Source organism: Streptomyces aquilus, assembly GCF_003955715.1.
Lineage (GTDB): Bacteria > Actinomycetota > Actinomycetes > Streptomycetales > Streptomycetaceae > Streptomyces > Streptomyces aquilus.
In genome coordinates this window covers 1,107,759-1,131,497 of sequence record NZ_CP034463.1, presented here as the reverse complement: position 1 = coordinate 1,131,497, position 23,739 = coordinate 1,107,759, and the positions used below count along the sequence as shown (strand labels likewise).

The 23,739-nt window shown below is 71.4% G+C and carries 23 protein-coding genes and 1 pseudogene; 12 read left to right on the top strand and 12 right to left on the bottom strand.

From position 1 onward, the window contains the following. Position 1: 1 nt before the first annotated feature. From EJC51_RS05350 to EJC51_RS05335, 4 genes are all read right to left on the bottom strand, one after another. Entirely contained in the window at positions 2 to 1,030 is a 1,029-nt protein-coding gene (locus tag EJC51_RS05350; protein ID WP_126269952.1) for an LLM class flavin-dependent oxidoreductase, read from the bottom strand. A 71-nt stretch (positions 1,031 to 1,101) separates the two neighbouring features. Then, on the bottom strand, positions 1,102 to 2,604 hold the full coding sequence (locus tag EJC51_RS05345; RefSeq protein ID WP_126269951.1) for a metallophosphoesterase family protein: 1,503 nt from the start codon (positions 2,602 to 2,604) through the stop codon (positions 1,102 to 1,104). Between the two features lie 94 nt (positions 2,605 to 2,698). Further along, positions 2,699 to 3,592 (bottom strand): MHYT domain-containing protein, encoded by an 894-nt coding sequence (locus tag EJC51_RS05340; RefSeq protein WP_126269950.1) that lies wholly within the window; start codon positions 3,590 to 3,592, stop codon positions 2,699 to 2,701. Between the two features lie 182 nt (positions 3,593 to 3,774). Next, complete coding sequence (locus EJC51_RS05335) at positions 3,775 to 4,227, bottom strand: hypothetical protein (protein WP_126269949.1); 453 nt, start codon at positions 4,225 to 4,227, stop codon at positions 3,775 to 3,777. A 92-nt stretch (positions 4,228 to 4,319) separates the two neighbouring features. On the opposite strand from EJC51_RS05335, the gene EJC51_RS05330 reads away from it, so the two are divergent. Then, the gene (locus tag EJC51_RS05330; RefSeq protein ID WP_126269948.1) at positions 4,320 to 5,147 is read left to right on the top strand and encodes an SDR family oxidoreductase; all 828 of its coding nucleotides are present in this window, start codon (positions 4,320 to 4,322) and stop codon (positions 5,145 to 5,147) included. A gap of 8 nt (positions 5,148 to 5,155) precedes the next feature. On the opposite strand, the gene EJC51_RS05325 is transcribed toward EJC51_RS05330, so the two are convergent. From EJC51_RS05325 to EJC51_RS05305, 5 genes are all read right to left on the bottom strand, one after another. Beyond that, entirely contained in the window at positions 5,156 to 5,581 is a 426-nt protein-coding gene (locus tag EJC51_RS05325) for a VOC family protein (RefSeq protein WP_126269947.1), read from the bottom strand. 37 nt (positions 5,582 to 5,618) lie between these two features. After that, complete coding sequence (locus EJC51_RS05320) at positions 5,619 to 6,023, bottom strand: RidA family protein (RefSeq protein WP_126269946.1); 405 nt, start codon at positions 6,021 to 6,023, stop codon at positions 5,619 to 5,621. 43 nt (positions 6,024 to 6,066) lie between these two features. Further along, positions 6,067 to 7,266 (bottom strand): glycoside hydrolase family 64 protein, encoded by a 1,200-nt coding sequence (locus EJC51_RS05315; protein WP_126269945.1) that lies wholly within the window; start codon positions 7,264 to 7,266, stop codon positions 6,067 to 6,069. Positions 7,267 to 7,431: 165 nt separating this feature from the next. After that, positions 7,432 to 8,187, bottom strand: a complete 756-nt coding sequence (locus EJC51_RS05310; RefSeq protein WP_126269944.1) for a dienelactone hydrolase family protein — start codon at positions 8,185 to 8,187, stop codon at positions 7,432 to 7,434. A 122-nt stretch (positions 8,188 to 8,309) separates the two neighbouring features. Continuing rightward, positions 8,310 to 8,930: an L-threonylcarbamoyladenylate synthase gene (locus tag EJC51_RS05305; RefSeq protein WP_166682829.1), complete on the bottom strand. Its 621-nt coding sequence runs from the start codon at positions 8,928 to 8,930 to the stop codon at positions 8,310 to 8,312. A gap of 198 nt (positions 8,931 to 9,128) precedes the next feature. Here EJC51_RS05305 and EJC51_RS05300 point away from each other — a divergent pair, with 198 nt between their 5' ends. The 9 genes and pseudogenes from EJC51_RS05300 (at position 9,129) to EJC51_RS05260 (ending at position 16,525) form a co-directional block, all read left to right on the top strand. Next, positions 9,129 to 10,613, top strand: a complete 1,485-nt coding sequence (locus EJC51_RS05300) for a helix-turn-helix domain-containing protein (RefSeq protein ID WP_126269943.1) — start codon at positions 9,129 to 9,131, stop codon at positions 10,611 to 10,613. A gap of 309 nt (positions 10,614 to 10,922) precedes the next feature. After that, the gene (locus tag EJC51_RS05295) at positions 10,923 to 12,272 is read left to right on the top strand and encodes a transaminase (protein WP_126269942.1); all 1,350 of its coding nucleotides are present in this window, start codon (positions 10,923 to 10,925) and stop codon (positions 12,270 to 12,272) included. A gap of 4 nt (positions 12,273 to 12,276) precedes the next feature. Next, positions 12,277 to 12,717, top strand: a complete 441-nt coding sequence (locus EJC51_RS05290) for an Lrp/AsnC family transcriptional regulator (protein ID WP_126269941.1) — start codon at positions 12,277 to 12,279, stop codon at positions 12,715 to 12,717. Positions 12,718 to 12,799: 82 nt separating this feature from the next. Further along, entirely contained in the window at positions 12,800 to 13,036 is a 237-nt protein-coding gene (locus EJC51_RS05285) for a hypothetical protein (protein WP_126269940.1), read from the top strand. Positions 13,037 to 13,191: 155 nt separating this feature from the next. After that, positions 13,192 to 13,971: an alpha/beta fold hydrolase gene (locus EJC51_RS05280; protein WP_126269939.1), complete on the top strand. Its 780-nt coding sequence runs from the start codon at positions 13,192 to 13,194 to the stop codon at positions 13,969 to 13,971. A gap of 54 nt (positions 13,972 to 14,025) precedes the next feature. After that, complete coding sequence (locus tag EJC51_RS05275) at positions 14,026 to 14,541, top strand: hypothetical protein (RefSeq protein ID WP_126269938.1); 516 nt, start codon at positions 14,026 to 14,028, stop codon at positions 14,539 to 14,541. 218 nt (positions 14,542 to 14,759) lie between these two features. Next, positions 14,760 to 15,461 (top strand): annotated as a pseudogene (locus tag EJC51_RS05270) (alkaline phosphatase family protein); the annotation flags it as partial. A gap of 85 nt (positions 15,462 to 15,546) precedes the next feature. Then, positions 15,547 to 15,900 carry an ArsR/SmtB family transcription factor gene (locus EJC51_RS05265; protein WP_126269937.1) on the top strand — a complete coding sequence of 118 codons (354 nt, stop codon included), beginning with the start codon at positions 15,547 to 15,549 and terminating at the stop codon, positions 15,898 to 15,900. After that, entirely contained in the window at positions 15,893 to 16,525 is a 633-nt protein-coding gene (locus EJC51_RS05260; RefSeq protein ID WP_126269936.1) for an SRPBCC family protein, read from the top strand. Before EJC51_RS05265 ends, EJC51_RS05260 begins: the two co-directional genes overlap by 8 nt. Before the next feature lie 11 nt (positions 16,526 to 16,536). Here the strand turns inward: EJC51_RS05260 and EJC51_RS05255 are convergent, their stop codons facing one another. Continuing rightward, positions 16,537 to 17,088 carry an AMIN-like domain-containing (lipo)protein gene (locus tag EJC51_RS05255; RefSeq protein ID WP_425276780.1) on the bottom strand — a complete coding sequence of 184 codons (552 nt, stop codon included), beginning with the start codon at positions 17,086 to 17,088 and terminating at the stop codon, positions 16,537 to 16,539. A gap of 121 nt (positions 17,089 to 17,209) precedes the next feature. Continuing rightward, positions 17,210 to 17,878 carry a lipoprotein gene (locus tag EJC51_RS05250; protein WP_126269934.1) on the bottom strand — a complete coding sequence of 223 codons (669 nt, stop codon included), beginning with the start codon at positions 17,876 to 17,878 and terminating at the stop codon, positions 17,210 to 17,212. Between the two features lie 108 nt (positions 17,879 to 17,986). On the opposite strand from EJC51_RS05250, the gene EJC51_RS05245 reads away from it, so the two are divergent. Further along, positions 17,987 to 18,661: a nucleotidyltransferase domain-containing protein gene (locus tag EJC51_RS05245; RefSeq protein ID WP_126269933.1), complete on the top strand. Its 675-nt coding sequence runs from the start codon at positions 17,987 to 17,989 to the stop codon at positions 18,659 to 18,661. 83 nt (positions 18,662 to 18,744) lie between these two features. On the opposite strand, the gene EJC51_RS05240 is transcribed toward EJC51_RS05245, so the two are convergent. Continuing rightward, positions 18,745 to 22,419, bottom strand: a complete 3,675-nt coding sequence (locus tag EJC51_RS05240; RefSeq protein ID WP_126269932.1) for a LamG-like jellyroll fold domain-containing protein — start codon at positions 22,417 to 22,419, stop codon at positions 18,745 to 18,747. Positions 22,420 to 22,682: 263 nt separating this feature from the next. On the opposite strand from EJC51_RS05240, the gene EJC51_RS05235 reads away from it, so the two are divergent. Beyond that, entirely contained in the window at positions 22,683 to 23,702 is a 1,020-nt protein-coding gene (locus EJC51_RS05235; RefSeq protein WP_126269931.1) for a LacI family DNA-binding transcriptional regulator, read from the top strand. Positions 23,703 to 23,739: the final 37 nt, after the last annotated feature.

The window sequence follows — 23,739 nt, the reverse complement described above, 5'->3', positions numbered from 1 at the left end:
GTCAGCCGGCCGGCTGCCAGCCGAGCGCCGGGCCCAGGTGCGTCGCCATGTCGGTGAGGATCTGGACGTAGTCCTCGTGCTCGAAGGTGAACGGCAGCGCGAACGCGACCTCGTCGATCTCCCGGAACGCGGCGTGCGCGTGCAGCCGCTCGGCGATCTCCGCCGAGGTGCCGACGATGTCCGGCGCGAACATCAGCCGGGCCGGGCCCTGCGGTGACGCGGTGCGAGGCGTGCGCTTGGCGGCGAACTCCTCGTACTTCGCGCGCTGCGCGGGTGAGGCCGAGTCGGTGGGGATGACGACGAGCCCCTGGGAGACCCGGGCGGCGTCGCCGTCGGGGTGGGCGGCCCGGAAGGCGCGGATGTGGGACAGCTGGATCTCGGCGAAGTCCGTGGTCTCCTCGGGGTGTTCGGCCTTGACGACGCTGCTGGTGAGGAAGTTCATACCGTGCTCACCGGCCCAGCGCGCCGAGCCGAGGCTGCCGCCGCCGTACCAGAGACGGCTGCCGAGGCCGGGGGACTGCGGCTGCACCCGGTCCGAGAACACCTCGAAGCCCTCCACGCCGCTGAAGTCGGTCGCGGACTTGCCGCGCACGAAGTCCAGCAGCCGCCGGACGCGCTCGTAGGAGAAGTCCTCGGCGTCCGCCGTGTCCGGGTAGAGGGCGTCCTTGACCTGGTCGTAGTGCATCGGCGGCCCCACGCTCACCCCGGGGTTGACCCGGCCCCCGGACAGCAGGTCCACCGTCGCCAGGTCCTCGGCCAGCCGCAGCGGGTTCTCCCAGCCGAGCGGGATGACCGCGGTGCCCAGCTCGATGCGGCGGGTGCGCTGCGAGGCGGCGGCGAGGACGGCGACCGGGGACGAGATGCCGTACTGGAGGTGCCGGTGGCGCAGCCAGGCGCTGTCGAACCCGAGCCGTTCGCCCAGCTCGATGATCTCCAGGGTGGACTCGTGACCGCGGCGAGGGTCGGCCTCGTCGAACAGTCCGATGGTGAGGAAGCCCAGCTTGCGCAGGGGACGAGAGGTGGGCGGCACGGGCCCCTCCACGGGTCATGGATCAACGTCGTACGACTGTGCCAACTCGGGCTCGTCCCGTGATGTTCCCGTCAGGTCAGGGCGATGGTGACCTCGTCCTCGACCGGCGGGTCCAGCTCCTGGGCGAGGTTCCCGGTCGCGGCGTGGCAGCGCAGCGTGACGGAGTCCGGGGTGACGTCCAGGCGCAGGAAGCACTTGAAGAACGGCGGGCTGTAGGTGGCCGAGCTCGGCGAGAAGAGCTGGGTGTAGATCTTGCGCACGGGGAGCCGGAAGCGCTTGGCCTTGTCGGGGCGGCGGCCGGTGCCCAGCAACCCGGCGACCAGCCGGGTGCGCCGGGTGATGCGGACCTCGGGTCCCGGGGCGCGGCCCGGCCGGATCCGCAGTCGCTCGGCGACGACGGCCGCCGCCTCCGCGTCGGTGAGGGTGAAGAAGCGGCGCAGCCGCAGCCGGCGGCCGTAGAGCCTGCTGTAGAAGGCCAGGGAGTCGCCGCGCAGGGGATAGCAGCGGAAGGTGTCCTCGGTGACGCCCGCGATGTCGACCCGGGGGATGGTGTGGGTGGCGTGCATGAAGGCACCGCCGCCGCCCGAGACGACGTACTGGATGGTGCGGCCGTCCACGTCGACCGGGTAGCGCTGGTAGTTGTGGATGTCGCCGCCTATCGCCGCGACGTAGTGGTGCGCCGGGTCGCGGACGAGGTCGTCGACCGTGCCGCCGCCGTCGATGGGGCAGGGGTGGTGCTCGCCGTCCACGTACAGGGGCGAGCCGGTGACCAGGATCTTCGGGCGCGGTCCCTGGGACACCTCGCGCAGCCAGGCGCCCTGTTCGGCGTCGAGGGTGCCGAGCAGCCCGGTGTCGATGCCTATGATCCGCAGCGGGCCGGCGTCGATCGCCCAGTACGGGCCCGGCTGGACGGCCTGTTGGTCCGGGGCGGACCGCAACCTCCGTACCTCGTCGAGGCGTTGACCGTCGCTGTGGCTTGGGCGGTGCCAGAGCAGGGAGCGCAGCCAGGCGCGGGTCAGGGGGCGCGGGGCGGGTTCGGGGGTGAGCGGCGTGGCGTCGTCGCAGAAGACGCGCATGAACCCACCGAGGTCCTCGTACCAGTCGTGGTTGCCGGGTATCGCGTAGATGGGCGCGCGGTAGTCCTGGTACGGGCGGAAGAACTTGGTGCCGTAGTCGTCGGCGCTGCCGACGGGATAGATGACGTCACTCGCGAGGACCGTGAAACTGGTGTCCTGACCGACCCTCAAGAAGCCCGGTACGACGGCGTACTGGGGAGCGTCTCCCTCGCCGGTGTCGCCGATGACCATGAAGGAGAAGCGGTCCGGGTCGTCACGCCGGATCACCTTGTCCGCGGGGGCGCCGGCGGCGGCGCGCCGGGCGACCCAGCGGCTGCGGGTGCGGCCCGTGGGGTCGCCGAACCAGGAGGCCAGTACGCCGTTGCGGGCCGCCCACAGCATCCTGGGGTCGAGCCACGAGATCTTCTCGACCTGGGTCGGCATCAGGCGCTCGTAGGCGCCGCGTTCCGCGGCACCCCAGCCGGCGCCCTCGGCGGTATCGCGTGAGGAGTCAGACACCGGTGAACCGTAACAACGATCTAGGGGAGGCCGGTCGGCGGGGAGTCCTCGTGCCGGTGAACGGGCGCGGTGGCGGCTGCTGTTGGGGCCGGCGTCACCACTCGCCGGCGCGCTGCGGGGTGTCGTACGGGTGCTGGCGTGCCCGTGAGGGGCCGGCGGGGGTCTCGAAGAGCGAGCTGTGCGTCGGCGCGGGTGCCTCTTCGGCGGGCGGTGCGGCGGGCTCCCGGCGGGCGGTGGCGCGGTTCCAGTCGCCGTCGCCCAGCACCAGCAGCGGGTCGAACATCACGACCACACCGGCCAGCACGAGGAAGATGACCGGCCCCACCAGCATCGGCAGCAGCAGCGAGGACGCGGAGGCGCCGGCCCAGGAACCGCCCGTCGTGCCGTGCACATGGACGCTGACGGCGGCCATCGCCGTGTAGTGCATGCCCGAGACGGCCACGCCCATGACGAGACTGGCTCCGAGGCTCGTCAGGAAACCCCGGATGGTGACGGCGGCCCAGAGGGCCGCGGTGGCGGCGACGATCGCGATCAGGATGGAGAGGGCGACGGTGAACGCGGCATAGTTGATGGCGCCGTTGAGGCGCATGGCGTACATGCCCAGGTAGTGCATGGCCGCGACGCCGAGCCCGGTGACGATGCCCGCGAAGGCCAGGTTGGCGGTGCCGGCGCCGCGATAGCCGACGATGAACACGCCGACGCCGACCACGACGATCGCCACGGCGAGGCTGAGCAGGGTGAGGCCCGTGTCGTAGCGGATCCGGGTCTCCTCGACCTGGAAGCCGATCATCGCGATGAAGTGCATCGTCCAGATGCCACACCCGATCGAGGCGGCACCGAGCGCCAGCCAACCGGGCTTCCACGAGTCGGTGTTGAGCAGCGACCGCACGATGCAGCGCAGCCCCAGAGCCCCACCCAGACACGCCATCACATACGCCGCGACCGGCGTCACCGCGCCGTAGCGAAATCCGTCGACGGTGCCTTCCATACGCCAACTCCCCCCAGAGCCACCGCTAGTGGTGGGGCAAGGTCTACGCCGTAAGACCCACATAAAGCAAGCATTACCGGTAGTAACCATTTAACTCTGGACTATCACGTATTCACTTCGGTCACGCGGGGGGCGGTATTGAGCCATGAGCAACTCTCGCCGCAGCAAGCCAGGTCGAGAACTCAGTCGAACCAGACCACGAGCCGCACATGCTCCGCCCCGTGCACCCGGCCGAGGGCCCGCATCACGTCCCACACCGGCCCCCAGTGGGTGGTGGCGCCGGCGACGGCACGGCGGCTTTTCCCGCCCGATCTATCGGTCTCGTCCCAGTCGGCGGCCCGCAACTCGGCCCAGGTGATCCAGGTCGTTCCCCAGGCGGAAGCCGGCCCGCCCCAGCCGGCGAGCCTCTTCCGCAGTCCCTCGGAGGCGTCCTCGGGCAGGCCGCGTCCCTCGGCGAGCGGCCGGAACCCGAAGGAGTTGCGGACGCCGAAGAGGCAGGCGAGGGCGTCGTAGGCATTGCCGGTGTTGAGGAGATCGAGGTCGATCGCGGCCTGCCACACCGCGTCCTCGTCCTCCACGCCCCAGATGCGGGCCAGGGGCCTGCACTCGATCACGCCGGTGAATTCCGTGGTCATGGCGGCATTCTGTCGAGCGGCCGATGGGCGGGCGTCGTCATTTTCCGGGTCGGTGGGGTGTGAGGTGCGGTGCGGCCCTAACGTGGGCGATCATGAGGATCCTGATCGTCGGCGGCAGTGGCTTCCTGGGGTGCGAGGTGGCTCGGCAGGCGACGGCCGACGGACATGCCGTGACGGCGACCTTCGCGAGCCGTGCGGGGAGCCTGCCCGGGGTGCACTGGCTGCCGCTGGATCTGCGGCGGGCCGGTGAGATCGAGGCGGTGGTCGGGGCGGTGCGGCCGGATGTCGTCGTCAACGCGGCTTATCGCAAGGGTGACTGGGGCGTGACGGCGGACGGTGCGATCCGGCTGGCGATGGCGGTGGGAGCGTGCGGCTCCCGGTTGGTGCACGTGTCGAGTGACGCTGTGTTCTCCGGCTCCGACGTCCGCTACCACGAGTCCGCCACGCCGGATCCGGTCACACCGTACGGCGCCGCGAAGGCCGCCGCCGAGACGGCGATCCGGCTCCTCGCCCCCGACACGGTCATCGCCCGCACCTCACTCATCGTCGGCGACGGAGGCTCGCCGCACGAGGACTTCGTCCACGAGCTGGCCGAGGGGCGGCGCGAGGGCGTGCTGTTCACCGATGTCATCCGTTGCCCCGTCCATGTCGCCGACCTCGCGGCCGCGCTGTTGGAGCTGGCGGCCACCGACCACACGGGCGTGTGCCACCTGGGCGGCCCTGACGCCGTCAGCCGCCACGAGCTCGGCGTCCTGATCGCCGCGCGCGACGGACTGGACGCGGCGCGGCTGCCCGCCGGACGACGCGCCGACGTCAACATCCCCGGCGCGCTGGACGTCCGCCTGGACAGCGGACGCACGCAGCGCACCCTCCGGACGAGGCTGCGCGGGGCCTGTGAATTCCTGCGGCGCCCCGACTGAGGCCGCGCTCACACCACCGGTTCCCCGATGCCCAGCAGATTGCCCTCGCTGTCCCGGAACCACGCGGCGCGTTCCCCTCGGGCGCCCTTGCTCGGGTAGTTACCGTCGACGTCGGCGATCCCGTCCTTCGTCCGCAGACCCGGCACGTCGACCTCCTCGAACGTCACTCCCCGTGCCCGGAGTTGTGCGACGACCGTGTCGAGGTCGTCGACCTCCCAGCCCATCTGGGTGAACGTGCCGGGGGCGGCCCCCGTCGAGCTGAACACGGCGAACTCCGTCCCACCGCACCGGTACAGCAGCCCGCCGGGCCGCTCGTCGACCGGCTCCAGACCGAGCACCTCGGAGTAGAACCGCCGCGCCCGGTCCAGATCCCGCGCCGGCAACCGGGTGGCCACGCGGCCCCGGTCCAGAATGTTCCTGTCGTTCGCGTTCACCCCTCCACTGTGCGCCTTCACCCGCTCGGCGGCAGCTCTACGGCCGCACCGCCACCGCATCCACCTCGAACAGCATCCCCGGCAAGGCCAGCGAGGCCACGCCGCTCAGTGTCTGGGCCGGCAGCCGGTCACCGAACCGCGCGTGCAGCGCCTTGCCGAGGGTCTGGAGCTTGTCGAGGTCGTGGTCGACGATGAAGGTCCCGAGCCGGACCACATGCTCGTATCCCAGCCCCACCCCCTCCAGCGCAGCCCGCAGCCGGTCGAACGCCAGCTCCACCTGAGCCGCGAAGTCGCCCGCCACCGGAGCGCCGGTGGCGTCGGAGGCGTACTGCCCGCCGATGAAGACGACTTCGCCGGACGCCGACACCGCGTGGCTGTAGCCGAACGGTGTCGGGTCGTGGAGGGCGGGCGGGTTGGTGATGGTGCGGTGATCGTTCGTCATGTGCGTCTCAACGGCACGCACCGGCCCGGTCATTCCACCGGGCTCAGCTCAACGGGTCCAGGGTCAGATAGGCCTGGAGCGGGTTGCCGTCGTGCACCAGGGACTCGTGCTGCCCGACGTCGTCGAAGGCGAACGCGTACGCCTTGCCGTCCGCCATTTGGCTGTGGATGACCCGGGCGTAGTGGTTGGTCACCGGGTCCTGGTAGAAGCCCGCGGACGAGGTGTCCGGCTGGTTGGGGTTGGTGAGCAGGGTCGAGCGGTTGAAGCCCGCGCACAGGGTGCGGGAGATCGGGCCGCGGACGGCGTCGTTCGGGGCGTCGAGGAGCTTGTGGCAGCCGAAGACGCTGCTCGCGTCCGGCTTCTGGAAGCTGGTGACGACCGCGCCGGACGCGTTGGTGAAGTTCATGACGCCGCCGGAGACCCGGCCGTAGTACTTCGTGTTCGGCTGGTCGGAGAAGGGGGTCACCGTGAGGGTCGAGGTGGCGTACTTCTGCCAGACCCGGTTGATGTAGTCGTCGAGGACGGAGGCGGGCAGCGCTCCGGTCTCCAGACCGTAGGCGGGGGACAGGGCACGCAGCACCGTGCCGTCGGCGCGGGTCTGGACCAGGCCGCCCCAACCGCCCGACTGGGCGCGCAGGGCGCTGACGACGGCGTTGTAGCCACCGGACTTGAGACGTCCGGTGCTGACCGTGCTGCCGTCGGCGCGCTGGACGCCGACCGCGTACGGGGCGGAGAACATGTCGACCTGGGTGCTGTTGAGCCACAGCCCCGAGTCGTTGAGCGTGTACTCCGACCAGTTGAACAGGATGTTGCGGTTCGGGTCGCTCGGGTTCTGCACCGCCGGCTGCACGAGGCCGCCGGTGGTGAGGCGGAAGTCCAGCTTCTGGCCGTACGAGAAGTAGATGCGGCCGGAGAACTTGGGGATGCGGATCGTCTTCGACTGGCCCGCCGCCGGGCCGGCTATCGACGCGTCCGGTGCGGGGGTCGGCGGGTTGCCGCCCGCGGGCCAGGCGTGGAACGTGCCGGCCGCGTCCGCCCAACCCTGCTGGCCCGTGGCCAGGTTGGTGCCGAGGTTGTAGACGTAGACCGCGTCTCCGCGGCCGGAGTTGTTCGTCACCTTGAGCGGGATCGTGGCGGGTACCGCACCACTTGCCGTGGACGGCGAGCCGAGCGTGAGCAGCGTGCCGAGCAGAGCGGCCGATCCTGCTGCGGCGAGGAGTCGATGCCTGAGTCGTCCGAGCACTCTCCACCTCCGTGGGGGGAATAGGGGAGGGACGGGATTGGTCCGTACCTGTTCTGAGAGCGCTCTCAGGGTTGCGCTGCGACGCGGGCATGTCAATGAAGTCGACGGAATCGCCCGTTGGGGACGGTTGAGGGGTGGGGCGCCTGTGGGGCGCCCCGGAGTGCCTCAGAACGTCCGCTTCAGCAGGTCCAGCAGCGCCGCCCAGTGCCGCTCGGCACCCTCGCGGTGGTACGCCGAGGTGTCGGCCTGCGTGTACCCGTGGTGCGCGCCCGGGTAGACCTCGCTGCGGTGCCGTACGCCCGCCGCGGTCAGGGTGTCCTCCAGGAGCCGGATCTGCTCCGGCGGCATCGAGGCGTCCTCGTCGGCGTGCCCGAAGTACAACTCGGCGGTGACGTGCTTCGCGACCAGGTGCGGGCTGTCCGGGGCGTCGGTGGCGAGACGGCCGCCGTGGAACCCTGCCGCGGCCGCCACCCGGTCCGGGTAGGTGCCCGCGGTCAGCAGCACGAGCCGGGCGCCCATGCAGTAGCCGGTCAGCGCCACCGGGCCGTCCGCCACGAACGGGCTCCCGGCCAGCCAGTCCAGATACGCGCCGGCGTCCCGCATCGCGAGCTCGGGAGTGAGGGACTGCATGACCGGGCCGATCGCGTTCCACAGGTCGGGACGCGCGTCGGTGTCGATGAACTCCGGCAGGTCGAAGACGGGTGAACGGCCGTGCCGGTAGAAGACGTTGGGCACCAGGACCGTGTACCCCTCGCCGGCGAGCCGGTCGGCCATCGACCTCAGGTGCGGGCGCAGTCCGAAGGCGTCCTGGTAGAGCAGGACGCCGGGACGGGGAAGCCCGTCCTCGGGGTGGGCCAGATAGGCGTCGGCGACGCCGTCCGCGGTGGGGACGTCCACGGCGGTTCCCTGTACGGAGGTCATGGGGGGTGCCTCTCTGTGCATGTGACGGCGAGCAGCTCGCCGGTCCGGCGGGGTCGGACCGTGAATATCGTTTCACGCACCATGCAAGTGGCGTGCGAGGCCCCCCTCGCCCCGCGCTCTCCTCACTCGAACCGTGAGGTGTCGCCCGCTCCCCGCCGTACGATCTCCGCCTCGCCGCCGGAGAAGTCGATGACGGTCGTCGGCTCGGTGCCGCACTCGCCCGAGTCGACCACCGCGTCCAGCACATGGTCGAGGCGGTCCTTGATCTCCCAGCCCTGGGTCATCGGCTCGTCCTCGTCCGGCAGCAGCAGGGTGCTGGACAGCAGCGGCTCGCCGAGCTCGGCGAGCAGGGCCTGGGTGACCACATGGTCGGGGATGCGGACGCCGACCGTCTTCTTCTTCGGGTGCTGGAGCATGCGCGGCACCTCCCGGGTCGCCGGCAGGATGAAGGTGTAACTGCCCGGCGTCGAGGCCTTGATGGCCCGGAACACGTCGTTGTCCACCCGTACGAACTGGCCCAGCTGGGCGAAGTCCTGGCACACGAGGGTGAAGTGGTGCCGGTCGTCCAGCCGGCGGATCGTGCGGATCCGCTCGATGCCGTCCCGGCTGCCCAGCTTGCAGCCGAGCGCGTAACAGGAGTCCGTCGGATACGCGATGAGTGCCCCGGCCCGGATGCTGTCCGCGACCTGGGAGACGGTGCGCGGCTGCGGGTTGTCGGGGTGCACGTCGAAGTACTTCGCCATCTGCCGAGCTTATGCCGTACGAGGGCGTCGACCGCGCACGAGGACGGTGGCGGCGCAGCGTCGCCGGGTTCGGTCCCTCGCACCGGCGTTCGGCCCCTCGTACCGTCAAGCCGGACGGGGAGACCCTGGCCCGGGTCTGAGGTACGGTCCCGTGACCGGCAGGGCGAGGTCGACGCGAGGGACGAGGAGAAGGGCGACGTGGCGGGCAGTGAGAACGGCGTGCGGAGGGCGCACGCCGAGGTGTCGTGGGCTCAGGAACTGCTGGAGCAGCTGCGGCCCGCCGGGCGGGACGTCCGGCGGGTGGTGGACTGGCTCGCGGACGGCGTGCGGGGAACGGTCGTGCTCCAGGACGACACCGGGAACCTCCTCGCCGGCACCCCGATGCCGCTCGACGAGACCCTGGTCGCCGACCTCGTCACGGGCCGGATCGCCTCCGCCGCCTGGGAGGACGACGGACGTCACCAGCGCCTGGTCAGGGTGGGCCGGCCGCGCTCGGCGGCGGCGGGTGTGCTGGCGGTCTCCCGTGACGTCCCCTTCGACCGGCGGGCCGCCGACATGGTGACGCACACCGCCCAGGTCCTCGAACTCCTGCTCAGGGCCCGCGAGTCCACCGCCGCGGGACACCGGCTGCGACGCGCCACGGCCGACCTGCGGCTGGCGATCCTTCAGCTGCTCATGGTGGAGGACATCGTCTCGGCCCGCCGGGTGGCCGCCGGGCTGTGGCCGGGGCTGCTCGACACCGACTCGGCCTGCGTCTACGTCGTCGAGAGCACCGTCGAGGAACGCGACCGGCTGCTGGAGGAGTGCCTCCACGTGACCGCCGAGCAGGCCCTCGTCGTGGGCTGCCCGGCGATGGACCAGCACGTCATCGTCGTCACCCCCGGCGAGGTCGCCGCCCGTGAGCTGCGGACCGTGATCGACCGGCGCCCCGACGCCTTCCTCGGCGGCAGCGCACGGCAGAGCCTCGCCCGCACCGCCACCGCCTACGGACAGGCCGTCAGCGCCCTGGCGGTGGCCCGCTTCCGGCCGGACCACGCGGCGGTCTACGCCGAACGCACCCACCCCGAGCGCCTGATGGACCCCGAGCTCCTGCACGGGTGGGCGGCCCACCTGCTGCGCCCCCTCGACGCGCTGGCGCACCACACCCGGGCCGAACTCCTCGCCACCACCCGGCTCGGCCTGGAGTTCACCGCGGTGAACGCGGCCAAGGTCCTCGGCGTCAGCCGCAACACCGTGCGCGCCCGGATGGAGCGGGTCGAGGGTCTGCTCGGCGTGTCCTTCTCCGACCTCGCCGCCCGGGCCGTCGTCCATCTGGCGCTGAACACCCAGGTGGGCCTGGAGCTGGCGCCCGCCGTCCCCGCGGCGCAGCGAGCGGCGGCCGCCGGGCTGGGGGAGGTGCTGTCCGGACCCGCGCTGCGCACCTGGGCGCACGATCTGGTCGGACGCCTCGCCCCCGACGCCCGCGACCTGCGCCGCACCCTGCGCACCTGGATCGCCGCCGGCGGGAACTCCGAACGGACCGCGCAGGCGCTCGGCGTGCACGCGCAGACCGTGCGCGAACACGTGCGCAGCGCGGAACCCGTGTTGCAGCGTCAGCTTCTCGCGGGCGGCAGCGACCTGTACGAGGTGGTCCTCGCCCATCTCGCGACCGGCGACGTCCCGTCCCCCCGGCTCCCCGGATAGCCGAGCGCCGACGTTCGTAAGAAAGTGCGCTATTCGGACTCACCTGTGCACAGGTGAGTGCCTGGGGTGGCCCATCTGGCATGAACGCGATTCACAACCGCGCCGTCATTCACGTAAGTTCATCGAGCCGCAGGGGCACGACCGGAACGGGGGACCGGTCGCGCCCCTGTAGTCGTTTCCGGGTGCGCGCACGCGACGACGCTCGAATCGATCGTGCCGACGATCGAATCGGTTCTCAACTCTTGAGGTCGGTGCGTTTTCCGCCGTATGCTGCCGTCGATCAGCCGACACTCACCGCCCGGGGTAGCCATGGACCGCAGCCGCCTTCAGCACCTCCTGGCCCGCGAGAGGGCGGAGTCCGAGCGGCGCTGCCCGCGCTCCCGGGAGGCCTACGCGCGCGCCGGCCATCTCTTCGGGCGGGTCCCGATGACCTGGATGAACAAGACGGCCGGGCCCTTCCCCCGCTATCTGGACAGCGCCCGGGGCGCCCGGGTCACCGACATCGACGGCCATGAGTACGTCGACTTCTGCCTCGGCGACACCGGTGCCATGGCCGGACACTCGCCCGCCCCGGTGGCCGAAGCCGTCCAGCGCCGGTTCGCCGAACTCGGCGGGGCGACGGCGATGCTGCCCACCGAGGACGCCGAATGGGTCGGCGCCGAGCTGACCCGCCGCTTCGGGCTGGCCCGCTGGAGCTTCTCGCTCACCGCGACGGACGCCAACCGGTGGGCGATCCGGCTGGCCCGGGCCGTCACCGGCCGCCCGAAGATCCTCGTGAACAGCTACAGCTACCACGGCAGCGTCGACGAGTCCCTCATCGTCGTCGGACCCGACGGCGAAGGCACGGCCCGCCCCGGCAACGTGGGCGCACCGTGCGACGTCACGCTCACCAGCCGGGTCGCCGAGTTCAACGACCTGGAGCAGCTGGAGCGCGAACTCGCCCACGGCGACGTGGCCGCCGTCCTCATGGAGCCAGCCCTCACCAACATCGGCATCGTCCTGCCGGAGCCCGGATACCTGGCGGGCGTGCGGGAGCTGACCCGCCGTCACGGCACGCTGCTCATCAACGACGAGACGCACACCCTGTCCGCCGGACCCGGCGGCTGCACGGCCGCCTGGGACCTGGAGCCCGACCTCCTCACGGTCGGCAAGGCGATCGGCGGCGGCATCCCCGCCGGCGCCTACGGCCTGTCCGCCGAACTCGCCGACCGGCTGCTGGGCCGCGCCGACCTCGACCTCGTCGACATGGGCGGCGTCGGCGGCACCCTGGCCGGGAACGCCCTCTCGGTCGCCGCGATGCGCGCCACCCTCGAACACGTCCTCACCGACGACGCGTTCGCCCACATGACGAAGCTGTCCGAACGCTTCGAGGCGGGCGTCCGCGCGGGCATCGAAGCCCACGCCCTGCCCTGGTCGGTGAGCAGACTCGGCGCCCGCACCGAGTACCGGTTCGCCGCCCCCGCGCCCCGCACCGGCACCGAGTCCGCGGCGGCCGGCGACGAGGAGCTCGAGGACTTCCTCCACCTCCACCTCGCCAACCGCGGCATCCTCCTGACGCCCTTCCACAACATGGCGTTGATGTGCCCCGACACCACCGAGCGCGACGTCGACACCCACACCGAGGTGTTCGCCGCCGCCCTCGCCGAGCTGGCGGGCTGACGGCATGGACGAGATCGACCGGGCCATCCTGCGCGAACTGCAGAGCGACGGCCGTATCGCCTACGCCGACCTCGGCCCCAAGGTCGGGCTCTCGGCGTCCGCCGCCCGCCAGCGGCTGCAACGTCTGCTGGACTCCAAGGCCGTCCAGGTCGTCGGGGTCACGGATCCGATGGCCATGGGCGGACAGGCCATGGCCCTGCTCGGCATCGGCGTGGACGGCGACCCCCGTGCCGTCGCCGACGAACTCGCCGGCCGTGCCGAGGTCGTCTACTCGGTGCTCACCTCCGGTGGCTTCGACCTGTTCGTCGAGGTCGTCGCCCCGGGGCCGCGGGACCTGCTGGACTTCGTCAACGACGTCGTACGCGCCGTCGAGGGGGTCCGCGAGGTCCGCTCGTTCCCCTACTTCGGCATCCACACGCACCGGTTCCTGTGGGACGTCGGCTGACAGACCCGCTCGGAAGCCGATTGAGGCGCGCGGAACGGGTACCCGGCCGGTCCCGGAACGACAACCGCTGGAGGAGGCACTCATGACCAGCAGCACGGAGACCGGCGGCGTGACCGGAACGCCGGACAAGGACTACAACCTCATCTGGTACGTCGAGGCGTGCCTCAGCAACGCGCTGCGCCTGGAGTCGTACATCCAGGACGCCGAACGCGACAAGGACACCGAGGTCGCCGACCTCTTCCGCAAGGCCCAGGCGGACAGCCGCAAGGGCGCGGAGATCGGCAAGGGACTCCTGCGTGCGCGGCTGAACGGCGGCTGACCCGGTTCACCCCGGCGCCCGGCACGGCACTCCCGGCCGGGCGCCGAGCCATGGGCGGACCCGGGGGAGACGCAGTGGCCCACGGCACGGTGACGACGGCCCGGCGGGCGGCTACCGTACCGGTCAGTAACCCACGGGATCGCAGGGAGGCCGCCATGCCGCAGCTCGAAGTCGACGGCGCAGCGTTGACGTACGACGACGAGGGCCCCCGCGACGCCCAGGGCGTGCCCCTGGTGTTCGTGCACGGCTGGACGGCCGACCGGCACCGCTGGGACCACCAGCTCGCGCACTTCGCGCAGAAGCGCCGGGTGATACGGCTGGATCTGCGCGGCCACGGCGAGAGCAGCGGGGCCGGAGTGCGCACGATCGCGGAGCTGGCCGACGACGTCCTCGCCCTCCTCGACCACCTCGCCGTCGAGCGCTGCGTCCTCGTCGGCCACTCCATGGGCGGCATGATCGCGCAGACCATCACGCTGGCCCACCCCGAGCGGGTCGAGCGCCTGGTGCTGGTCAACTCGATCGGCCGCATGACCTACAGCCGGGGCAGGGGCCTGCTGATGGGCGTCTCGACGCTGGTCCCCTTCAAGCTGTTCGTCGCCGCCAACATCCAGCGCGCCTTCGCCCCCGGCTATCCGCGTGACGAGATCCGCGCGTACGTCAAGGCCTCGGCGAACACCCCGCGCGAGGTCGTCATGACGCTGTACGGCGCCATGCGCGCCTTCGACGTCCTGGACCGGGTCGGCGAGATCCGCGTCCCCACTCTGATGGTCCACGGCTACCACGACATCCAGCTGCCGGTACGGCAGATGCTGCGGATGGCGAAGGCGTATCCGGACGCCGAGGTCCGCATCATCGACGCGGGTCACGAACTCCCGGTCGAGAAACCGGAGGAACTGACCCGCACGCTGGACCGCTTCGTGAGCGTCCCGGCCTGAATCAGCGGCCGGCCGAAGGGCTCCTCCCTAGAGGACGACGGGGGGAGTCTGCTGATGCCCGGACCATGGGGCGACACGGCCGAGCGGCGCCGGCGGCGTGAGATCCGCAGGCGCAGGGCGCGCGTTCGAGAAGCGCGGCGCTCCCGGGAGCGCGCCGAGCGCCGCCGGTCCGAGGGGCTGACGGACCAGGAGATCCGTCGCCGCCGACGGGCCCTGTGGCGCCGGGTGTGGGGGACGGGCGCGGTGCTGGTGGGCGCCTTCACGGTGCTGACCGCGCACGAGGTCTGGGGGCCAGGGGACGACCCGGCGTTCGACACCGCGCTCGCCCTCGCCCTGCTCGCCGCCGGGCTCTACGGCATCGGCGCGGGCGTCGTCGTCGTGTTCCGGGCCCGCCGCGAACTGCCGCGCTCGCTCGCCGGATGGGGCCTGGTCACCTGGTTCGCCGTGGTCCTGGCGCTCCCGTCCTACAAGTACGGCGACCTGATCGGCGGACCGGTCGCGGTGGCGGGGGTGTGGCTGGCGGCGGTCGCCGCCACGATCTGGTACCTGCGCCGCGAGGCCGACGACTGAGCCCACCCGTCATGACCGTCCCAAGGCGTGGTCGGGCGACCTCAAAGCGCGGGCAACGCCCGGCTGTTGCGGGTCACGGCTTGGCCAACCCCTTCCCGCACGTTGTCCGCATGTTCATCACCCGCCCCTGACGCCCTGCCCCGCCCCGGACGGAGAGTGATCGGCGGACCGGTTCCGACATCGGGACCGGCCGCTGGTTCTCTCCCTCAAGAAGGGGCCACTACTTCGGCACCCTCGCCGGCGTTCGCGGCTTCGCCGACCCGCACGCGCTCCGGCTCGACTCCGGGCGCTCCGTCTTCTACCAGCCGGACACCGAGAACCCCAAGGGCTACCTCCTGCTCTGGGCTATTACACCCGCGAGGACATTCCCTTCCAGTTCGCCCTCGCCGAGACCTTCACCGTCTGCGACCACTACTTCTGCTCGGTCTTCGGCCCCACCTGGCCCAACCGCCTGATGTGGATGACCGGCACCATCGACCCCGCCGGTACCCGGGGCGGGCCGATCCTCAGCAATGTCGCGCCGACGCCGTACCGCTGGACGACCTACGCCCGCAGCCCGAGGGCACCTTCGAGAACGACGGCCTGTTCGACCATGTGCCGCCGCCCACCCCGCCGGAGGGACCGCGGGTGGCTGGGTGGCCTCGGAGGCCTTCGACCACACCTCCGCACTGCGCTTCCTGGAGCGCTTCACGGGCGTCGAGGAGCCGAACATCAGCGACTGGCGGCGTAGCACCTTCGGTGACCTCACCTCCGCCTTCCGCTTCCCGGCCGCCCGGCCGCGCCCGCCCCGGCTGCCCGAGGACACGGCGGAGCAGCTGGCCAAGGCGAAGGAGGAGGTAGCGACCCTGCCGAAGCCGACCCTCCCCGGGGCGGACCAGACGTTCCCGCACCAGGAACGGGGGCGGCGTCCGCACGTCTGAGCAGGTGAGCGGGCCGGGGCGGGCGACCCCGGCCCGCTTGTTTAAGTCTTGCCTTATATAAGTAGCTCGTGGCATAGTCGGGATCGTGCACGCCTTCGACGTACTGGGAGATCCGGTCAGGCGCCGGATATTGGAGCTGCTCGCCGCGGGTGAGCAGACGTCGGGCGAGGTCAGCGCGGTGATCCGGAGCGAGTTCGGGATCTCCCAGCCGGCCGTCTCACAGCATCTGCGAGTGCTGCGGGAGAGCGGATTCGCGTCCGTGCGGGCCGAGGGAACGCGACGGCTGTACGCCGTCCAGGCCGAGCCCCTCCGGGAGGTGGACGCCTGGCTGGACCGGTTCCGGGGGTTCTGGGAGCAGCGCCTCGACGCGCTGGGAACGGAGCTCGCGCGCGGCAGGCGTGAGCGCAGAGCGAGAGAGGAAACGAGCGGAGATGACTGACTTCGTCGAGGAGATCAAGCGGCTGCACCGGGAGGTCGGCACCCGCAAGGTCGACGCGGGCGACGCCCGCACCGTCCTGCTGCGGCGCACCTACGACGCCGACATCGCCGACGTCTGGGACGCGGTCACGTCCCCCGAGCGGATCAGCCGCTGGTTCCTGCCGGTCAGCGGGGACTTCAAGGTCGGCGGCCATTACCAGCTGGAGGGCCAGGCGGGCGGCGAGATCCTGGAGTGCGTGGAGCCGGAGCGGCTGCGGGTGAGCTGGCTGTTCGGGCCCGACCCGGGTTTCAGCGAGGTCGAGGTGAGGCTGACCTCCGAGGGTGACGGTCGGACGGTGTTCGTGCTGGAGCACGTGGCCGTCGTACCGGACGAGTTCTGGGGTCGGTACGGCCCGGGCGCCACCGGCGTCGGCTGGGATCTGATGTCCCTCGGGCTCGGCCTGCACCTCGCCGGGGGCGCCATGACCCAGGAGGAGTCGGTGGCCTGGCAGCTCTCCGACGAGGGCAAGGAATGCGCGACCGTCTCCGGCAACGCCTGGGGCGCGGCGTACACCGCGTCGGGCGCGGACGCCGAGACGGTCGAGTCCACGACCGCGGCGACGATCGCCTTCTACACGGGAGCGTAGGAGTCGGCGGTTCACCTCCAGGTATGGGCGACGTCCACCACGATCCGGTCGTCGACGCGCTGGACCCGGAACGGCAGTCGGGCGCGAACGCCGAGGCCGAACTGCGTGTCCCCTTCGAAACTGCCGACGAAGCGGGCGTCCCGGAAGGTGCGGTACCCGGCGAGGTCCACGCCGGGGAGCGGGCGGCCCGTGCGGGCGGGATAGGTGGGGGAGCCGGTGTCGATGTCGTACGCGGGTGCCGTCACCCGCACTTCCAGGACCGCTCCGCCCGTCACCGGGACGACGCGGCCGGAACCGTCCTGGTGGACCTGGCTGACGTACCGGACGGAATAGCCGAGGTCGGCCTTGTCGGCGCCGGGTATGTCGACGACGAGCCGGTCGTAGCAGGTGTGGCGGCCGGTCCTGGCGTTCGTCACCGAGTCGGTGGTGCCGACCGAGCGGCTCTTGTCGAGGCTGCCCCAGCCGGTGGGGCAGGTGGTGGTGGCCTGTGCGGGCACCGTGGCCACGGCGAGTGCCGCACCCATGAGTGCGACGGTGGCCCATGTCGTTCTGCTGTGTCGCATGATGTCCCCCGGGATTCATGTGTCTGATATCTGATGAGACAACCGGGTTGGGGAAAAGGTTGCACCTTGTCCCGATATGAATTTCGAGGGACGCGTGCGTTCAGCGCGCCGGGCCCGCGGTTCAGACGGTGTGCAGCGTCTTCCTCGCCAGCTCGAACGCCGGGAGCATGTCCTGGTGCTCCCCGGTGTCCGCGCCGCCGAGGTGGACGACGACCGGGCCGTCCGGGGTGACGACGGCGAAGGCGCTCTCCTGCTTCGTCTCGTCCAGCAGCTCGCTGGTGGCGAGGTACTCGACCGCCGCACCGGCGAGGCCGCCCGTCTCGAAGGTGCTGTACTTCGCCTTGTCCGCCCCGTCCTGGGCGGTGACGAAGGCCTCCAGTACGGCCCGGGCGTCGCCGTCCTGCGGGCCGGCCTCCCCGGTGAAGACCCGGAGGAAGCCGAGGTGCCCGGCGGGCTTGGCGTCGATCTCGCACACCAGCGTGACCGGCCCCTGGCGCAACACGGACGCCATGTCCTCGTCGACGGGAGCCGTACCGGCGGGGTCCGCCGTCGAGCCGTCGATGGCCTCCGCCTTCCACTCGGCGGCGAGGTCGAAGCCGACCGGCAGCAGACAGGCGGAGCCGGTCCCGCCGATCGTGCCGGCGCTCTCGACCTTCTCGGAGGCGCTCGCCGAAGGGCTCGCGGACGGCTCGGCGTCCTTCTCCGCGGCCCCGGAGCAGCCTGCCAGCACGCTCACCAGCACGGCCGCACAAGCGGTCCGCCGCCAAGCCTTCCCCACCCCGACCAGCACCGTGCCGACTCCCCTCGGATCCCCTGCCCCAAAAAATCTGATGACCGCATCCTCGCAGGTCACCACAATGAGGCCACACGACCCTGCCCCGAGGAGAGGTGACCGACCATGCCCGTCCCGAACGTACTGCTGTCCGGCATCGTCGGTTCCACCGCCTACGGCCTCGCCCACGCGGGCTCCGACGTGGACCGCCTCGGCATGTTCGCCGCGCCGACCGAGGCCCTGCACGGCCTGCACCGGCCCAAGGAGTCGCACGTCAGCACCGCCCCGGACAGGACTCTGCACGAGGCCGCCAAGTGGTGCAGACTCGCCCTCGGCGGCAACCCGACCGCGATGGAACTCGCCTGGCTGCCCCCGGAGTTGTACGAGGTGCGCACTCCGCTCGGTGACGAACTCATCGGCCTGCGCACCGCGTTCCTGAGCGCCAAGCGGGTCCGGGACGCCTATCTCGGGTACGCCACCCAGCAGTTCCGCCGGCTGGAGGGCCGCGAGGCCGACGCCCGTACCGCCAAGCACGCCCGGCACCTCAAGCGGCTGTGCCACCAGGGCCTGGAGCTGTACACCACCGGCCACCTCACCATCCGCCTCGACAACCCACAGGAGTACGTCGAGTTCGGCGACCGGGTCGCCGCCGACCCGACGGCCGCGCGCCCGCTGCTCGCGCACTACGAGTCGGCGTTCGCCGAGAGCCGCCCGGCCCTGCCCGAGCAGCCCGACGAGGCGGCCGTGGAGGCGTGGCTGCGGCACGTGCGCGCGCAGTTCTACGCGACGGCCGGGGTGTAGCCGGAAGCGCGGGCGCACCGCACCGGGGACTGTCGCGGCCGCTGCGGCCGTACGCCCGGTGCGGTGCGCCCGCGCCGATCAGCTCACCGGACCTCCCTCGCGTACGGCGCGACCGTGATCCGGTCGATCAGGGGCGCGTACCGGGAGCGGAGCAGCACGCCCGGGAAGGTGTCCGAGGCGTAGGTCGTGCCGTCGAAGTTCGGCAGTTCCTCGGAGCGGAAGGTGACGGTGTTGGCGCCCTTCTTCAGGTGGACCGGGACGGTCAGCTCCCAGAAGTTGTTCTGGTGGAAGCTGTGCGGGAAGCCGACCCGCCGGGGCTCGGCGCCGTTGACGCTGATGTCGGCATGGCGGGCGAGCGGGTCCGGGTTGTAGTGGGTGGCCTCCGACTGCTCGGGGTTGGAGTAGCGGACCCGCAGGGCGTAGAGGCCGGCCCGGTCCGCGGAGACGGTGAACCGCGCGGTGTTGGCGTTGCCCGGGGTGCCGCCGATCCCGGTGATCGCCGTGCCGTCGGTGGCCAGGGACAGCGGGGTCAGCGTGGCCGAGCCCGCGAGGACGGCGTCCTTGGCCTCGTACGTCGTCACCGGCAGGGTGCCCTCGGTGGGCGTGACCGAGAGGCGGTCGACCAGCACGGTGCTCGAACTTCCGGTCAGCGTCACCTTGTTGATGCCGCCTGAGAGGGAGACGGCGACGCTGCCGCGGTCCTTGGCCAGGCGCAGGACGTCGTGGCCGTTGACGGAGAGCCGGGCGCCGGTGCCGTCGAGGGTGTCGACCTTGAGGGTGGCCTCGCGGTCGGCGGGGGAGTAGACCCAGAACGTGGCGGTCTGGCCCTTCGCCAGCCGGGCGGCGCCCGATCCCGTGGCCGCGCGCTTCGGCAGGTCGTACACGGGGCGCGCCCCGCCGCCAAGCCAGGCCAGCTCACCCTCGTACACGCGCGTGCCGGCGGAAGGCTGCGGCAGCGTCAGGGTGAGCCGGTCGACGATGGCGTCGCCCTTCGTGACGCGCTTGCCGTCGAGGCTCTTGGCGGCGAGCGTCAGGGTGTGCCTGCCCTTGGTGAGGTGGACCTGGGTGTCGGTGTGGTCCCAGACCACCCACTTGTAGCCGAGCGGCAGGTTGAGTTCCTGTTCGCCGTCCGCCTTGCCGTCCACGCGCAGGAACACGTTGGTGGGGCCCTGCTCCTTCACCTTGTCGTAGGTGTTGAGGGAGTTGGCGAAGACGCTCAGGTCGTAGGTGCCGTCCTCGGGGACGTCCACGGTGAAGTCGAGCGTGACGTCCGAGCCGGTGCGCAGACCGCCGACGTCGTAGCCGCCGGAGGTGTAGAACTTCGACACGTCACGCGGGGACCCCTCCGGGCCGTTCTTCGAGTAACCGGACCCGGTGTGGGCGGCGTCCTCCGCCTCGTAGGACCCCTGCCAGCGCACCGGCGCGGTCTGCGTGCTCTTCGCCGTGCCCGCCGGGCTGAGGACGATCTCGTACGCCGAGGACTCCTTCAGCGCCGGCAGCGCGCCGTCACCGAAGTCCACGACCACCTTGCCGGCGTCACCGGCCTTGAGGCTGGTCTCGGTGAGCAGCTTCGGGCCGGAGTTGTCGCCGACCTGGCCGCTCCACTCGATCTCCCGTACCCACGCGTGGACTTGGGAGCCGAAGACGTTCCTCGGCACGTTGTCGAAGGTGATGTGGCCCTTGCCGGTGGACCCGCCGAAGAGCAGCCGGGCCTGCTTCTTCTTCGCGTCCAGGGTGGCGACGCCCTGCATCGTGTAGTTCTCGCCGGGGAACGGCGGGGTCACCGCCACCGTGTGCCCGGTCATCGACGCGTACGAATTCAGCAGCCACCACTGGCCGTTGCCGCGGTTGGACTGCACGGCGGAGTCGGAGAGGTTGCCGTCGATGTTCCAGTACGCGATGTCGGCGTCGACCTTGGACTCCTCGATCGCGGACACCCACTGGATCATCTGGCCCGGGACCGAGGTGTGGTAGTTGAAGGCGTACTCGTTGATGTTGACGGGGAGTCGGGTGCCCTCCCGGGCCGTGCCCTTGAACAGGTCCTTCTCCCACGCCCGGTACTTGGCGACGCTCTCGCGGACCGCCTCCGGGTGGCTCAGCTCGTGCCAGGTGATGACGTCGGGGAGGGTGCCGGCGGCCAGGGTGTGGGTGAGGAAGCCCTTCACCTGGTCGTACAGGACACTGGTGTTGGGGCCGGCGATCCGGGCGTCCGGCATCCTGTCCTTGATGAGCTTGTACGCGGAGTCCCATGCGGCGAAGTAGGCGTCAGGCTTGCTGAGCCAGCTGACCTGGTCGTAACTCCACTGTCCGGTACCGAACATGTTGCCCTCGGGCTCGTTGAACGGCACGAAGACGATGTTGTCCTGGTACTCCTCGGGCAGTCGGAGCACCTGGTCGACCTGCTTGGCGAGCTTCTCCTCGTAGAGCTTGAGCTTCTCGGCCGGGGTGTCGCCGGGCCACTCGTACGGGAAGCCGCGGTGGATGTCCGTCATGTAGATGTAGACGTCGCCGTCGGTGGAGTCGGCCAGCGGCTTCACCACCTCCAGCGCGTCGGCCCCCGGGTGCTGCGGGCCGTCCTGCGCCTTGGTGGAGACGGTGCGCAGGCCCATGCCCGCCATCAGGTTGTTCGTCGGGACGTCCGGTCCGTACACGCCGTACAGGGTGCCGGAGGCGCCGCCGTGGAAGGCGCCCGTGTCCGAGCCGAGGTCGACGGTGAGGGCTCCCTCGCGGACCACGGTGACCTTCGCCTCGACGCTCCGCCCGACCGCCTTGCCCGCCACGGTGAAGGTGCCGGGCCGCGCGTACTTCTCGGACGGTACGGCGTCCCACACGATCGGCGTGTCGCGGTCGTAGCCGTCGGAGAACGTGGCGCGGACGGCGGCGGGGAGCGACGGGGCGGTCCCGGTCGTCGTACGGACGTCGAAGGAGGTCTGCGCGAGCGCGCCGACGGTCGGGCCGGCATCGACGAGGGCGGCCACCTGGTCGGCGTTCAGCGCCGAGTGCCACACCGTGAAGTCGTCGATGGCGCCCTTGAGGAGCGGGTCCGGGTAGAAGGACTTGCCGATGTAGCCGGCCGCCGTGGCCGAACCGTCCAGCAGGTCCTTGGCCTTGATGCCGGTCGCGGAGGAGGAGACCGCGACGCCGTCGAGGTAGGTGGTCAGCCGGCCCGCGGTCGTGTCGAGGGTGACGGTGACCGTCCGCCACTCGTCCGCCGGGAGCATCGCGTAGCCGCGGACCTGGGTCTCCGCACCGCCTCCGCCGGTCGTCACGGAGGTCTGGAACAGTCCGTTGCCGTTGTACGGGGTGCTGAACAGGTACTTGGTGGTGTTGGTGCCCAGGTCGAAGAGGCGCTGCCAGGACGATGTCTCGCCGCTCCACCTCACCCGGGTGGAGACCGTCAGGTCGTTCGCGTCGCCGACCACTTCACGGGGCAGTCGGACGTAGGCGCCGTCGGAGGTGGGCGCTCCGCCGGGCAGGGAGAGGGCCTTGCCGCCGCCGGTGCCGTCCACCGACCGGGCGGTGGAGCCGTTCACCAGCGTCGCGGTGAGGCCGTTGCCGGAGCTGTCGGTGATGCGGCCGGAGGCGAGGTCGTCCTGGTCGAAGGTGTAGCGGGCGGTGGGCTGGGGGCTCTCGGCCGCCTGGGCGGGCACGGCGGGCGCGGCCAGCAGGCCCGCGCCGAGGGTCAGCGCGACGGCGGCGGAGGCGCGGCGCGGGCCGGGCGGGGTGTGGCGCCGGGCGGGTCTGTCGGGGGATGCCATGGATTGCGTCCTCAATCCTTGCGTTCGGCGACTCGAACCGGTTCGACTGCGTGGGATGCGGCGGTCAACTGGTGCTGAGGATCTTCATGTCGAACCGGTTCGGCAAGCTAGCACCGGGGCAGGGGCCGGGCAATCCCCCGGGACAAGGAACTCTCGATGCTGTCAGAGGTGTTGACAGCCGCCGGGGCCCTTCCTACCGTCACTTCACGCGAACCGGTTCGACAGCGGTTCGGACGTGAATCGGCTTCGACGAAGGAGTCCCCGTGAACATCGGTGAGATCGCCCGGCGGGCCGGTGTCTCGCGGAGCACCGTCTCCTACGCGCTGAGCGGCAAGCGTCCGGTCTCGGAGGACACCCGCCGCAAGATCCAGCAGGTCGTCGACGAACTGGGCTACCGGCCCAGCGCCAGCGCCCGCGCCCTGGCGAACGGGCGGACCAGCACGATCGGGCTGGTCTTCCCGCCGGCCGGGAACCACTACACGGGCATGCAGCTCGATTTCATCGGCAGCGTGGTCGAGGCCGCCGCGGCCTACGACTACGACGTGCTGCTGTCACCCAGCGGCGTCGACAGCGACCGTTCCTTCCAGCGGCTGCTGGGGGAGCGGCGGGTCGACGGCGCGATCCTGATGGAGATCAGGCTGGCCGACGACCGGGTCGATCACCTGGCCGAGCTGGACTTCCCCTCCGTCGCCATCGGCCGCACCGCCCACCCCGAGGGCACCTGGTGGGTGGCCCTGGACCACACCGCCCTCGCGGCGGCCTGCGTCCACCACCTCGCGGACCTCGGCCACCGCCGGGTCGCCTTCGTCAACCGGCCCGAGCAGCTGCTGCGGGCCGGGTACGAGTCCGCGCACCGCGGCCTCGACGGCTTCACCAAGGCCGCGGCCGAGCGCGGGCTGACGGTCCGGACGTACTGCTGCGGGGACGACGCCGCCTCGGGCCAGGGCTGCGTGGAGCGCATCCTGCACGACGACCCGGACACCACCGCCCTGGTCACCCTGAACGAGGCCGCCCTCGGCGGCATCTACCGGGGGCTCGCCCAAGCGGGCCGCCATGTGCCGCGCGACTTCTCCGTCACCGGAGTGGTGGCCGGCCGCTGGGCGGAGACGGTGACCCCGCGGCTCACCGCGGCGGACGTACCGGCGGCCGAGCTGGGCCGCCTCGCCGTCGAACTGCTCGTCGAGCGGCTGGACCAGCCCGACGCACCGCCCCGCCACCATCTGCTCACACCGCCGATCTCGCTGCGGGCCAGCACCGGGCCCGCGGGAGCCGGCACCGCCTGACCCCGGCTCCCCCACGTTCCTTCTCGACGCCATCGCA